This is a genomic window from Curtobacterium poinsettiae (assembly GCF_047226435.1).
Taxonomy (GTDB): domain Bacteria; phylum Actinomycetota; class Actinomycetes; order Actinomycetales; family Microbacteriaceae; genus Curtobacterium; species Curtobacterium poinsettiae.
This window is the reverse complement of the sequence record NZ_CP178434.1, coordinates 2,797,551-2,810,317: the sequence shown is the minus strand read 5'-3', so window position 1 is coordinate 2,810,317 and position 12,767 is coordinate 2,797,551. Positions and strand designations below refer to the sequence as shown.

Annotated in this window: 12 protein-coding genes; 2 read left to right on the top strand and 10 right to left on the bottom strand. The window is 70.6% G+C overall.

From position 1 onward, the window contains the following. Positions 1–40: 40 nt before the first annotated feature. The 5 genes from ACL00U_RS13195 to ACL00U_RS13175 all read right to left on the bottom strand — a co-directional run bounded on the left by ACL00U_RS13195 (position 41) and on the right by ACL00U_RS13175 (position 5,519). Positions 41–1,135: an alkene reductase gene (locus tag ACL00U_RS13195; protein WP_042540613.1), complete on the bottom strand. Its 1,095-nt coding sequence runs from the start codon at positions 1,133–1,135 to the stop codon at positions 41–43. Between the two features lie 64 nt (positions 1,136–1,199). Then, positions 1,200–1,412, bottom strand: coding sequence for a hypothetical protein (locus ACL00U_RS13190; protein WP_017888356.1), 213 nt, complete (start codon positions 1,410–1,412; stop codon positions 1,200–1,202). Positions 1,413–1,463: 51 nt separating this feature from the next. Next, positions 1,464–1,907 carry a MarR family winged helix-turn-helix transcriptional regulator gene (locus tag ACL00U_RS13185; RefSeq protein WP_017888357.1) on the bottom strand — a complete coding sequence of 148 codons (444 nt, stop codon included), beginning with the start codon at positions 1,905–1,907 and terminating at the stop codon, positions 1,464–1,466. Between the two features lie 233 nt (positions 1,908–2,140). Next, a complete protein-coding gene (locus ACL00U_RS13180; protein WP_412873483.1) occupies positions 2,141–4,792 on the bottom strand; it encodes an MMPL family transporter in 2,652 nt (883 codons plus the stop codon). 88 nt (positions 4,793–4,880) lie between these two features. After that, positions 4,881–5,519 carry a TetR/AcrR family transcriptional regulator gene (locus ACL00U_RS13175; RefSeq protein ID WP_017888359.1) on the bottom strand — a complete coding sequence of 213 codons (639 nt, stop codon included), beginning with the start codon at positions 5,517–5,519 and terminating at the stop codon, positions 4,881–4,883. Positions 5,520–5,680: 161 nt separating this feature from the next. On the opposite strand from ACL00U_RS13175, the gene ACL00U_RS13170 reads away from it, so the two are divergent. Further along, positions 5,681–7,162, top strand: coding sequence for a mannitol dehydrogenase family protein (locus ACL00U_RS13170; RefSeq protein WP_412873482.1), 1,482 nt, complete (start codon positions 5,681–5,683; stop codon positions 7,160–7,162). A gap of 84 nt (positions 7,163–7,246) precedes the next feature. Here ACL00U_RS13170 and ACL00U_RS13165 read toward each other — a convergent pair whose 3' ends face one another. After that, positions 7,247–7,804, bottom strand: a complete 558-nt coding sequence (locus ACL00U_RS13165; RefSeq protein ID WP_259576132.1) for a GNAT family N-acetyltransferase — start codon at positions 7,802–7,804, stop codon at positions 7,247–7,249. Between the two features lie 42 nt (positions 7,805–7,846). Here ACL00U_RS13165 and bla point away from each other — a divergent pair, with 42 nt between their 5' ends. Then, complete coding sequence (bla, locus tag ACL00U_RS13160; protein ID WP_412873481.1) at positions 7,847–8,791, top strand: class A beta-lactamase; 945 nt, start codon at positions 7,847–7,849, stop codon at positions 8,789–8,791. A gap of 28 nt (positions 8,792–8,819) precedes the next feature. Here bla and ACL00U_RS13155 read toward each other — a convergent pair whose 3' ends face one another. The 4 genes from ACL00U_RS13155 to ACL00U_RS13140 form a co-directional block, all read right to left on the bottom strand. After that, positions 8,820–9,809, bottom strand: a complete 990-nt coding sequence (locus tag ACL00U_RS13155; RefSeq protein ID WP_214563079.1) for an alpha/beta hydrolase — start codon at positions 9,807–9,809, stop codon at positions 8,820–8,822. Positions 9,810–9,902: 93 nt separating this feature from the next. Continuing rightward, complete coding sequence (locus ACL00U_RS13150; protein ID WP_412873480.1) at positions 9,903–11,669, bottom strand: hypothetical protein; 1,767 nt, start codon at positions 11,667–11,669, stop codon at positions 9,903–9,905. 123 nt (positions 11,670–11,792) lie between these two features. Next, a complete protein-coding gene (locus ACL00U_RS13145) occupies positions 11,793–11,984 on the bottom strand; it encodes a hypothetical protein (RefSeq protein ID WP_214519554.1) in 192 nt (63 codons plus the stop codon). Between the two features lie 55 nt (positions 11,985–12,039). Beyond that, positions 12,040–12,609: a GNAT family N-acetyltransferase gene (locus ACL00U_RS13140; RefSeq protein ID WP_412873479.1), complete on the bottom strand. Its 570-nt coding sequence runs from the start codon at positions 12,607–12,609 to the stop codon at positions 12,040–12,042. Positions 12,610–12,767: the final 158 nt, after the last annotated feature.

Here is a 12,767-nt window from a genome sequence, read left to right as displayed (position 1 = left end):
GGGCCTCCCGTCCGTTCCGTCCGTTCTGTCGGTGCGTCGACTACGCGACGGTCGCGCGCGCCTCGGCGAGCGACGGGTAGTCCGTGTAGCCCTCGGCGGTCGCGCCGTAGAAGAGCTCCGGACGCGGCTCGTTGAGCTCGGCGTCGTGCTCCCAGCGGTGCGCGAGGTCCGGGTTGGCGATCGCGGCGCGGCCCACGGCGACGGCGTCGGCGTGGTCGCCGTCGACGAGCGTGATGGCCTCGTCGCGGGTGGTGAGCGACGAGAAGCCGGAGTTCACGATGAACGGGGCACCGGTGGTCCGGCGGATGTGCTGCACCAGGTCGCCGGTCGGCTCGGCGTGCAGGACGTCGACGAAGGCGAGCCCGAGCGGCGCGAGGCCCTCGGCGACGGCCGTGTAGGTGGCGCGGACGTCGTCGGCGTCGTCCTCGATGACGCCCTGGATCCCGTGCTCGGGCGACAGGCGGATGCCGGTGCGCTCGGCGCCGATGGCCTCGGCGATGGCCGTGGTGACCTCGATCGCGAAGCGCGCGCGGTTCTCCGGGGAGCCGCCGTACTGGTCGGTGCGGGTGTTCGACACCGGCGACATGAACTCGTGCACCAGGTAGCCGTTGGCACCGTGGACCTCGACCCCGTCGAGCCCGGCGGCGATCGCGTTGCGGGCGGCCTGCACGAAGCCCTGCACGGCCTCCTGCACCTCGGCGGTGGTCAGCGCGTGCGGGACGGGCATGTCGGCCTTCGAGCCGTCGGCCAGGTGCGTCTGGCCGGGAGCGGCGACGGCGGACGGGCCGACGATGCGCGGCGTCTGCGAGATGTCGGTGTGCGAGACGCGGCCACCGTGCATGAGCTGCATCACGATCGTGCCGCCTGCGGCGTGCACGGCGTCGGTCACGCGGCGCCAGCCGGCGATCTGGTCGTCGGTCTCGATGCCGGGCTGGCCGGGGTAGGAACGGCCCTCCTGCACGGGCCAGGTGCCCTCGGTGATGATCATGCCGAGGCCGGCGCGCTGCCGGTAGTGCTCGACGAGCAGGTCGTTCGGGACGCCGTGCTCACCGGCGCGGGTGCGGGTGAGCGGGGCCATGACGACGCGGTTCGACAGGGACAGGGCACCGATGTTGGTGGGTTCGAAGAGCTTCACGTCAGGGGGAACGACGAGTTGTCCGATGCAATTCCGTCTCGGAGCAGTTCTTCAGGCAGCGCCGTCAGTCGCGCGGGCACACCAGCGTCGACGAGCGCACCTGACCCTCCGGCCGGATCACCTGGTGCTGGGAGAGGGGCTTGCCGCACAGGGGGCAGCCCCGGTCGATCGTCCGGTCGTCGATGCCCTCGGGGCGGCCGGCGCCGATCTGCGAGGGGCCCATCTTGTCGATGAGCGTCGTGTTCCATCGTTCGTACCACTGGCCGAAGCGTCCCACGGTGCATCCTTTCGTTCGTGCACGAACCATTATGGCACTGATGGTCGCGGATCACACCTGGTCGACGCGTTCCAGCAGCTCGGTCAGTTCGTCCTTCAGGGACTCCAGGCGAGCGAGTGGCCACCCGAGCCGGTCGGCGACGGCCAGCGGCACCGCCTGGGCGCGGTCGCGCAGGGCGTGTCCGGCGGTGGTCAGCGAGACCTCGAGCTGGCGTTCGTCGGCGGCACTGCGCGTGCGGCGGACGTAGCCGGAGGCCTCCAGTCGCTTGAGCAGTGGGCTCAGTGTCGCGGAGTCGAGTCGCAGCTCGCCGGCGATCTCGCGCACCGACCGCGGGTCCCGTTCCCACAGGGCGAGCATCACGAGGTACTGCGGGTGGGTCAGGCCCATCGGTTCGAGCAGGTCGCGGTACAGCCCGATGACGCTGCGGCTCGTCGCCGCCAACGCGAAGCAGAGCTGCCGGTCGAGCGCGAGCGGGTCCGGTGCGGTCTGGGTCATGCGCCCAGGGTACTTCGTTCGTGCACGAAGTGGTCTGAGGCGCGGTGGTGGCGCGTCCATGCAGGGACAGGTATCGACAGAACACCAGTCGATCGACGCGTGTTCTGTCGCGCGTTGCGGACGCATCAGGTGCGGACGCATGCGTCGGGGCGGTAGGCGCAACGGCCTGGAGGCCCGGTGCCGGTCTCGTGGACCGGCACCGGGCCTCCAGGGTGGTTGCGCTGGTGCGTCGACTACGCGCGGTGCGCGGGCGGGTGCCCCGAGTCGTGCGTCGTCGCGTCCGGCTCCACGGGGAGTGCGTGGGTGCCGGTGTGCGTGTCCTCGTGCCCGGCGACCGGGTGGGAGCGCTCGAGCTTCGCGCCCTCCACGTCGACGTCCGGCACGATGCGGTCGAGCCACTTCGGGAACCACCAGGCGCTCTTGCCGAGCAGGTGCATCGCCGACGGGATGAGCAGCATGCGGACGACGAAGGCATCGATCAGCACACCGAACGCCAGCCCGAAGCCGATCGGCTTAATGGTGGACGAGTCCGAGAAGATGAAGCCCGCGAACACCGAGATCATGATGATCGCCGCTGCTGTGACCACCGCGCGACCCGCGTGCAGACCGCGCTGGACGGCCACCTTCGCGCTCGCGCCGTGGGCGTAGGCCTCACGCATGCCGGACACCAGGAACAGCTGGTAGTCCATCGCCAGACCGAACAGGATGCCGATCTCGATGATGGGCAGGAAGCTCAGGATCGGTGCCGGGTCGTGCACACCGAAGACCGAGCCGAGCCAGCCGAACTGGTAGATCGCGGTCAGACCACCGAACGACGCCAGCACGGACAGGATGAACCCGGCGGTGGCGGTGATCGGCACGAGGAACGACCGGAACACGATGATCAGGATGATCAGCGACAGTCCGACGACCACCACGAGGTAGAGCGGCAGCACGTTCGACAGCTTCTCGGAAACGTCGATGTTCGCCGACGCGTTGCCTGCGACGCCGAGCGTGACCTTGCCGTCGTCGGTGGAGACGGTCTGCTCGCGCAGGTCCTTCACGACGTTCTCGGTCGAGACGCTGTCCGGGCCACCCGAGGGCTTCACCTGGAACGCGACGATGTCACGGTCCTTCGATGCACCGATGGGCAGCACGGCCTCGACGTCGTCGTTCTTCGCGATCGCCTGGCCGATGGTGACCTCGGTCGCGGTGACGTCGCTCTTGCTGATCGACTCCGGCAGGGTCGCCACGACGAGCAGCGGGCCGTTCTGGCCGGCGCCGAACTCCTTCTCGAGCGTCTTGTAGGCCTTGTACTGGCTGGAATCGACGGCCTCGGACGATCCGCTCGGCAGGCCGAGGCGCATCTGGGTCGCCGGCAACGCGATGGTGCCGAGCACCGCGACGCCGAGGACGAGCGTGATGACCGCGCGCCAGCTCGACATGGGCTTGTTCGGGATCCGCGTGGAGTCGGTGTTGCCGATCTTCGCGCGCTCCTTCTTCCGCAGGATCCGCATGCCGATCAGCGACAGCAGGGCCGGCGTGAAGGACGTCGCGATGAGGATCGCGAAGAGCACCGCGACCGCACCGACCGTGCCCATCAGGCCGAGGAACGGGATGCCGGTGATGTTCAGGGCGAGCAGCGCGACGATGACGGTCGCACCGGCGAACACCACGGCGTTGCCCGAGGTGCCGTTCGCGAGCCCGATCGACTCGTGCACCTGCATGCCCTGCTTCAGCTGGGTCCGGTGCCGGTTCAGGATGAACAGCGAGTAGTCGATGCCGACCGCCAGGCCCAGCATCACCCCCAGCACCGGCGTGACCGAGATGAACTCGACCACGCTCGAGAACGACAGGGCGGTGAGCGAGGCGACGCCCACGCCCAGGACGGCACTGACGAGCGGGACCGCGGCGCCGATGACCGTGCGGAGCATCAGGAGCAGCACGATCGCGGCGATGATGACACCGCCGATCTCACCCGGTCCGAGGATCGACGGCACACCCTGCGCGATGTCGTTCGAGACGTACACGTTGACGCCCCGGATGTCGGCCGACTCGGCGTCGTCCGCGATGGCGGTCTTGGTGTCGGCGGGGACCTCGTAGGTCGACGTCGTGAACTGGACGGTGCCGATCGCGGCGCTGCCGTTGTCCGACACGAAGCGGATGTCCTTCGACAGGTCGAGCAGGTCCGAGCCCTGTTCGAGCTCCCGCTCGTTGTCGTCGAGCTTCTGCTTGTTCGTGTCGATCTTCTTCTGGGCGTCGGCGATCTGCTGCTCGCCGGCGTCGATCTGGGCCTGCTGGGCGTCGATCTGCGCCTGGGCCTGCTGGAGCTGGGCCGCTGCGGCCTGCGCCTGCGCGGCGGGGACGGCTGCGCCCCCGGCTGCCTGCGCCTGGGCCTTCTGCGCGTCGAGCTGTGCCTGCGCGTCCGCGATCTTCTGCTTGCCGGACTCCAGCTGCGCCTTCTGCGCGTCGAGCTGGTCCTGGCCGGTCTCGATCTTCGCGCGGCCGGACTCGATCTGGTCGCGACCGTCGACGATCTTCTGCCGCTGCTCGTCGAGCCGGTCCTGCGTCGCGAAGCCGCTCGTCGTGCCCTTGACGCCGTCGAGCTTCTCGAGGCTGGTCAGGAAGTCGTCGATCTCGGACTGCTGCGAGGACGAGAACGCCTTGCCGTCCTTCGTCTCGAAGACGATCGTGCCGTTGCCGCCGTTCGCCGACGGGAACTTGTCGGCGAGCTGGTCCTGCACCTGACTGGTCTTGGTGTTCGGGATGGTGATCGACGACGAGATCGTCCCGGCGAAGAGCGTGTACGTGACGCCCGCGACGGCCATGATCACGACCCAGGTGATGATCACGAGCCAGTGGCGTCGTGCGGAGAACCGTCCGAGACGGTAGAGGAGACCGGCCATGCGGAGTGCCTGCGGTCCTTTCGTTGTCAGGTGCTGGTGGTGCGGGGTGCGCCGGTGGACCCCTGGGGGACGAGGAGGTGGGGTGGTGTCAGTCGTCGGCCATGTAGCCGCTGCGGACGCTGTGCACGAGTCGGGCGAGCAGGTCGTCCCACGCGTCGAGGGCGGGCTGGTCGAGGTCGGGGCCGGAGGTCGCCAGCCAGTGTTCCGCGATGACGACGATGCCGCTCATGAGGCCTTCGACGAGCAGCGCTGCATCGAGGGGGTCGGCGGCCGGGTAGCGACGGGCGACCTCGTGCCGGAGTCGTTCGGTCACGCGTGAGAACGCCGTCTGGGTCAGGACCGCGGCCTTCGGGTCGTCCTTGCCGGGGTCGCCGAGGATCCGGTACATGCCGGCGATCGCCGGGGCCAGGTCGGCGCCGCGGGCCGCGGACTCGAGCTCGTCGAACATCGACGCCCGGCTGCCGTCGCCCACCGGCGTCCGGGCCATGTCGGCGAGGAACCGGTCGATGATGACGGACAGCTCCTGCTCGCAGACGGCCAACAGGACCTCGTCGAGCGAGGCGAAGTGGTTGAACACGGTGCGCCGGGCGATGTCGGCCCGGGCGGCGAGGTCGTCCACGCTGAAGTCGCGTCCGCCGCGCTCGTCGATCAGGTCGCGGGCGGCCTGCAGGATCGCCGCGCGGTGCTTCGCCTTGAGGGCGGCACGGCGGTCGGTCACGATGGTCACGAGAGGGAACACTAGGTGCATCGATGCACTCGGTGCAATGAGGCTCGGTGCTTCCCCAGGTTCGTCCCCCGGCGTGAACGTCTGTGCTGCACCGGTGTTCAGGCGGAGGCGTCCGGTGCCAGACTGGACCGACGAACCACCGTCGTACGAAGGAGTACCCGATGCCCGTCCGCCTGTCCCCGGAGACCCTCGACGAGATCGCCGCGAACGGTGTCGCCGTCCCCACCTACGACCGCGCCGGGATCACCGCCGGCATCGTCCACTTCGGCGTCGGCGGGTTCCACCGCGCGCACCAGGCGATGGTGATCGACCGGCTCCTGCAGCAGGGCGAGGCCCGCGAGTACGGCATCTGCGGCGTCGGCGTGCTCGAGCAGGACCGCCGGATGGCGACCGCCATGGCCGAGCAGGGCGGCCTGTACACGCTCGTCCTCAAGCACCCGGACGGCACCCGCGAGTCCCGCGTCGTCGGCAGCATCGTCGAGTACCTGCTCGCCGTCGACGACCCCGACGCCGTCGTCGAGAAGATGGCGCACCCGGACACGAAGATCGTCAGCCTGACCATCACCGAGGGCGGCTACAACTTCGACCACGTCACGGGCGAGTTCGTCGCCGACGAGCCGGGTGTCGCCGCCGACCTGCGCGGCGACGGCCCGCCCCGCACGGTCTTCGGCCTGGTGGTCGAGGCTCTGCGCCGCCGACGGGACCGCGGGCTGGAACCCTTCACCGTGATGTCCTGCGACAACATCCAGGGCAACGGGCACGTCGCCCGGTCGATGTTCACCGCCTACGCCCGGCTGCAGGACCCGGCCTTCGCGGACTGGATGGACGAGCACGTGTCGTTCCCGAACTCGATGGTCGACCGCATCACCCCGGTCACGGCCGACGAGGACCGCGCATGGGTCCGCGACGAGCTCGGCATCGACGACGCCTGGCCCGTCGTCGCCGAACCGTTCTTCCAGTGGGTGCTCGAGGACGACCACCCCGCCGGCCGGCCGCCCTACCAGGACGCCGACGTGCAGATCGTCGAGGACGTCGAGCCGTACGAACTCATGAAGCTCCGGCTCCTCAACGCCAGCCACCAGGGGCTCTGCTACTTCGGGTACCTGTCCGGCTACCGCTACGCGCACGAGGCCACACAGGACCCGGCGATCGCGACCTTCCTGCGCCGCTACATGGACGAAGAGGGCGCACCGACGCTGCACCCGGTGCCCGGCATCGACCTCGATGAGTACGAGTCGACCCTGATCGAGCGCTTCCAGAACCCCGAGGTGCGCGACACCCTCGCCCGGCTCTGCGCCGAGTCGAGCGACCGGATCCCGAAGTGGCTGCTCCCCGTCGTGCGCGAGAACCTGGCCGCCGGTCGGCCCGTCACGCTGTCCGCCGGCATCGTCGCGTCCTGGGCCCGCTACGACGAGGGCACCGACGAGTCCGGCGAGCCCATCGAGATCGTCGACCGGCTCGCCGAGCCCCTGCACCGCATCGCCCTGACCCAGCGCGAGGACCGCCTCGCCTTCATCGCGAACCGCCAGGTCTTCGGCGACCTGGTCGACGACGAACGGTTCGTCGCCGCCTACCGCGACGCCCTGGACGGGCTCATCGCGGACGGCGCGCACGCCACCGTCACGCGCCTGTCGCGGTCCTGAGACGCGACCGACGAACGGACGGGAGGCCCGTGGCGGCGCCGCCACGGGCCTCCCGTCCGCCTGCTGGCGGCTGCCGTCAGACGCTCACCGCGCGACGTCGTCCCACGGCACCGGGGTGGTCTCGCCCGTCTCCCAGTCGCGACGCAGCACGCCGTAACCGACCGACCCGACGGCCGGGCCGCCGTCGACAGGCCACGCCTCGCGGTAGTGGGCCTCCTGCACCCAGCCGGCACGGACGAAGACCCGGCGCATGGCGGTGTTGTCCTCGCGGGTCTGGCCCTCGAAGCGCGTGATCGCCGGCATCGTCGTGAACACGTGGTCGGTCACCGCACGCAGGACGGGAACCCCGAGGCCGCGGCCCCGGAACCGACCGGCCAGGCGCAGGTCGAACAGGGGGACGGGGTCGGCGAGGTCCTCGAGGCGGACCAGCCCGATGCGTCCGAGGTCGTCGTGGTCGAGCCAGGCCGTGTCGTGCTCGTCGTCGCGGTAGGCGCCGGAGTCGACGGCGCTCGCCGCGTCGGCCGCGCTGATGCGCCGTCGGACGTGGAACGGGAACTCCTCGGACGTCAGGAACGCGAGCAGATCCGGGCGGTCGGTGCCGGTGGGGTCCAGGCGGGTGAGTCGGACGGCGGGAGCTGGCATGCCGCTCAGGGTAGTTGCACGGTCGTCGGGCAGGCTCGGGGCGTGCGAGGTGGGACGAAGACGACGACCACAGCCCTGACGGCCCTGGTGCTGGTCGGACTGGTGGGGTGTTCCGGCGAGCCGGGCGGTGCGTCGGCTCCTGCTTCTGCCGCTGCGTCGGCTCCGGGTGCAGCGGCGCCGTCGACCGACCCGGCGACCGACCCCGCAACCGCGCGGGCCTTCGCGTCGCTCGAGCGGCGGTACGACGCTCGGCTCGGCATCACCGCGGTCGACACCGGCAGCGGCCGGAACCTCGTGCACCGTGCAGGGGCGCGGTTCGCGTTCGCGTCGACGGTGAAGGTGTTCATCGCGGCGGCGGTCCTCGACGCCTCGTCCGACGCCGACCTGGCGACCGTCGTGCACTACGACCGCGGTGACCTGCTCGAGTACGCGCCCGTGACGAGCGAGCACGTCGACACCGGGATGACGGTCCGGGAGCTCATCGACGCGGCGCTCCGGTCCAGCGACAACACCGCTGCCAACCTGCTCGTGGAGCGGCTCGGCGGCCCGGACGCCGTCGAGCGGTGGCTGCGCGGCATCGGGGACCAGACGACGAGCGTCGACCGGGTCGAACCCGACCTGAACCAGGCGACGCCGGGCGACCGGCGTGACACGACGACGCCGGAGCGGTTGGCGGCCGACCTGCGGGCGGTGCTGCTCGGGGACGTCCTCGACGCTGCCGACCGGCGGGTGCTCCGCGACGCGATGCTCGGCAACACGACCGGGGACGCGACGATCCGTGCCGGGGTGGACCCGTCGTGGCGGGTCGCCGACAAGACCGGCACGGCGTCCTACGGGGTCCGGAACGACATCGCGGTCGTGACGCCGCCGGGACGAGCACCGATCGTGCTCGTGGTGATGACGAGCCGGGCCGATGCCGCCGCGGAACCGTCGGATGCACTGGTCGCCGCGGCGACCCGGGCCGCGGTGGCCGGGCTGACCGGCTGAGCCGCACGCCTCGCGGAGCGTCGCGGGACTACCGGAGTGTGCTCGCCCAGCGCTCGATGGTGTCGTACGCCCGTTCCCGGACGTCCGGCGCGGACAGGACGACGTCGTGCAGGGCCCCCGCGAGCCGGCGGACCGTGACCTCGTCACCGAGGGAGAGCGCACGGTGCGCCACCGTGTCGACGTTCAGGGCGACGTCGGCCCGCGCCATCCCCGGGTCCCACCGCGGCTGGAGCATGCTCTTGTCGCTCAGCATCACCAGGGTCGGGACCGTGATGCCGAGCCCCTTCTCGACCTCTGCCTGACCGTCGAAGACCGCGGCGAGCCACCCGGGGTGCAGGGGGAAGCCGCGCTCCGGCCGCCACTGCTGCTCGTAGGTCCACGACCCCTCGCCCTCGGCCGAGACGGTGCGCGTGTAGAAGCCGGGGTCGACGGCGGGCATCGGCGCGAGCGGGTTCCGGCGCGCGCCGAGCCTGATGACCGGTGCGACGATGGCCCGCCCCACCGCGGTGGCCTGGAACTCGAGCCACGGGCTGTTCAACACCAGGCCGTGCACGAGCTCCGGGTGCCGGGCCGCCCACAGCGACAGGGTCAGACCGCCCGTGGAGTGGCCCATCGGCACGAGCTTGCGGCGGTCCGAGCCGGGGTGCTCGGCCGAGATCGCGTCGAGCGCTGCGGCGATGTCCTCGTCGTACACGGCCAGGTCGTCGACCATGCCCGGGGTCTGGTGCGGACGCAGACTCCGACCGTACTTCCGCAGGTCCAGCGCGTGGAACCGGGCGCCGAGCCGCTCCAGGCGTTCGGCGAGCTCGACCTGGAAGAAGTAGTCCGACCAGCCGTGCACGTAGAGCACATCGACCCCGTGCAGGGGCCCGCGACCGTGCAGCAGCAGGTCCGTCGGGGTGTGCCGTCGGCGGACCAGGGTGGCGACGACGGGGCCCTCGGAGTCGGTGCCGAGCGGCAGTTCGAGCCGCTCGTACGGTGCTCCGAGCACGTCCTCGTGCCACCCCTGGTCCGTCATGCGCCGAGCGTATCCGGCGCCGGTGCGGGCGGTGCTGCTGCGGGGTCGTGCACCCGTCACCCGGCCAGGACCACCCGCTCCCTCAGACCCCGGTCAGTTGTACGACGCGAGTCGGTTCGGAGCGGTGTTGCCCGCAGGTGTGGGAACCGCGCCGCCGACGCCGTTGATGATGCTCGAGATGGTGCCCGTGTCGCCGAGCGAGACGGTGACGAGCCCGTGGGCGCGGACGCCGGCGGTCTGCGGGACCTCGAACGCCCGGTCGGCGTGCACGGACGGGTTCGTGTTGAAGAAGGCGTAGACGCCGCCGCCCCAGATCTCGTGCTTCGTGACCGAGGACGCCACCTTGTAGGCCGCGTAGCCCGCGCCGGTCGGGCTCTGCCAGGAGGCGTTGTCCGGCACGTCGTACGGCATCTCGTTCTGGAAGAAGATCGTCCTGCCGTTCTCACCGTTCCAGAGCACATCGTACTTCTGGTAGTGCTCGACGAAGAGCCCGGTGGCGAGCACGTCGTTGCCGTTCACCTCGACCCCGGTCGCGCCGGTGTTGACGTTCCAGCCCGTCGGTGCCCCGCCGTGGTCGGCTCGCCAGGCCCAGATGTGGTCGACCAGTGTGTCGTCGGCGTTCACCTGCAGGGTGGTCGTCGCCTTGCCCTGCACGCTCGAACCGACGCGGAAGAAGACGTCCTGGATGCTCTGCGGATCTCCCGCGTGGTCGACGTGCGACCCAGCGCTGCCGAGGCGGACGAGCTGTGCGCTGTTCTGCGCACCGGCGTCCACGACGAGGTTCGACACGTTCACCCCGGCGACGTCCGTCGACGTCAGAACGGCGTTGCCCCTGGTGGGAACGAGGGTGGGGAAGCCGATTCCCGTCACGACGGTGTCCGCCCTGGTGACGGCGATCGGCGAGTCGAGCTGGTACGTGCCCGGCGTGAAGAACAGGTTCAGTCCCTGTGCGAGTGCGGCGTTGATCGTGGCGGCCGAGTCGCCCGGGTGCGCGACGTAGAAGTTCCGCATCGGGAGGTCGGTGCCGGCGGTGTTCGGCCACGTGACACCGCTCGCGTTCTGCTTGAGCGAGGGGACGAACACGTGGTACTTGTTGGACGAATCCACGTACAGGTACGGCTTCTCCCGAGTGGTCGGCGTGGTGGCGAGCGTCGTGTAGCTCTTCGAGAAGTCGTTCGCCGGGGCGCCCTGGACCCCTGAGAAGGTCATGTTCCAGTTGCCGCCCTGCCACGACCCGATCGTCGAGTTCCGCGTGTACCACTGCTGCTGGGACCCCGAGGTCACCGTGCCGTCCACCTTCGTGTCGGCGATGTAGCCGCCGGACGAGTACCCCTGTCCACCATCCTGGTTCGACGGACCCATCGTCAGGTTGCCCTTCACGTGGACCCGGCGCATCGGGGCGGCCTGGGACACCGCCCACCGGTCGGTTCCGCTCTCGGGCGCGATCGCCACGTTCTCGACCGACCGCCAGAAGTTCTGTGTCGCGTTCTTCTCGTCGCCGGCGTTCCACCCGGAGTCGACGTTCACCGCGCCGTTGATCGTGACGTCGTCGGGGTTCTTGCCGAGCCCGGCGACCGACGTGTAGAAGCCGAGGTTCGCCCAGATGCGGCCGTAGCTGCCGGGCTTGAACAGGAAGACGTGCCGCTGCGTGCCGAACTGCGCCGTCGTGCTGCGGAGCTGGCTGGTGAACGCCGCGTCGACGTCGGCCTGGATGGTCGACGCCGGCACCGTGGGGTCGTAGACCTTCACGTTGCTGCCGAAGTCCGGGGTGTCGCTCGTGGCGACTGCCTGGGCCGAGATCGCCGGAGCCAGTGCCCCCACGACTCCGACGCTCAGGGCGAGCGCGAGGATCCGCTTCATCCGTCGTTGCATGATGCTCGATTCGTCATCGTGCGGCGTCGTTGCCGCACGGGACAGACCGTAGACCCGTTGCCGCGCTCGGACAGTCGGGAGAAAAGGGGACAAGTGCCCCGGCGGCGGGGACTAGCTGCGTGGCGCCCGGACGAAGAACAGCGTGAGGGCACCGAGGACGACCGCGGCGACGATGAGCGCCCAGGCGAGCAGGACGACCGGCCCGTCCCAGGGGGAGACGAGCAGTCCGACCCCGATCACCAGGGCCACGGCGGCGCCGATCAGGGCGAGGCGGTGCGGTCGTACCGGAGCGGTGCGTGTCACGGTTCCAACGGTACGCGCGAAGGGCTGGCAGCGCGGCGTCGAACGGGTACGCCGGTCACACCGTCGTGCGCATCACCCACCGCCACTTCGCGATGCGGCGGTCGCGCACGAACCCGAACTGCGTGAACAGTTCTTCCGGTCCGGTGTGCAGGTACGCCCCGCGCTGCGGTTTCCGCTCGACCGTCTGCTCCGGGTAGGCCTCGACCGTCCCGCCGCCCGCCCGGCGGATCTCGTCCAGGGCCGTGGTGACCGCGGCACGTGCGACACCGTGGCCGCGGTGCCGGGACTCCACGAACACGCAGCCGATCCGCCAGTCCGGCGGGGTCGAGGCGTCGCGTGCGTAGGCGCCGGGGTTCAGGATCGTCGGCAGCTCGGCCGGGCGTCCGAACTGGCACCAGCCGACCGCCGAGCCGTCGGCGTAGACGAGCACCTGGCGGTTCGTGCCGTTGCGCACGTGCCGGTGCTTCGCCTCCTGGTGGGACACCGTGGGGTCCGGTGTGCCGCGCGGGCCGTCCGGGTGGAAGCCGATGCACCAGCACCCGCCCCACACGCCATTGCTGCGGGTCACGAGCGCGGCGAAGTCGGGCCACGTCTCCTCGGTGAGCATCGCCGTCGAGTACTCCATGCGCCGATCATGCTCCGCACGGGCGGCGAGCGCCGAGCGGCGACCGACCCCGGCACTTTCCCAGCGGACACGACGGTGTTCCGCGGGGAAGTCCCGGCGGCCACCCGAGCAGGACTGCGAGCCTCTCCGGACCGCGCCGACGGTGGCGCGGACGAGGG

What these genes read in the sequence shown, in the direction of transcription:
- ACL00U_RS13185 (WP_017888357.1), bottom strand. Translation starts at nt 1,907, where the DNA reads ATGACCCAGACCGCACCGGACCCGCTCGCGCTCGACCGGCAGCTCTGC.
- ACL00U_RS13180 (WP_412873483.1), bottom strand. Translation starts at nt 4,792, where the DNA reads ATGGCCGGTCTCCTCTACCGTCTCGGACGGTTCTCCGCACGACGCCAC.
- ACL00U_RS13170 (WP_412873482.1), top strand. Translation starts at nt 5,681, where the DNA reads ATGCCCGTCCGCCTGTCCCCGGAGACCCTCGACGAGATCGCCGCGAAC.
- ACL00U_RS13165 (WP_259576132.1), bottom strand. Translation starts at nt 7,804, where the DNA reads ATGCCAGCTCCCGCCGTCCGACTCACCCGCCTGGACCCCACCGGCACC.
- ACL00U_RS13155 (WP_214563079.1), bottom strand. Translation starts at nt 9,809, where the DNA reads ATGACGGACCAGGGGTGGCACGAGGACGTGCTCGGAGCACCGTACGAG.
- ACL00U_RS13150 (WP_412873480.1), bottom strand. Translation starts at nt 11,669, where the DNA reads ATGAAGCGGATCCTCGCGCTCGCCCTGAGCGTCGGAGTCGTGGGGGCA.
- ACL00U_RS13140 (WP_412873479.1), bottom strand. Translation starts at nt 12,609, where the DNA reads ATGGAGTACTCGACGGCGATGCTCACCGAGGAGACGTGGCCCGACTTC.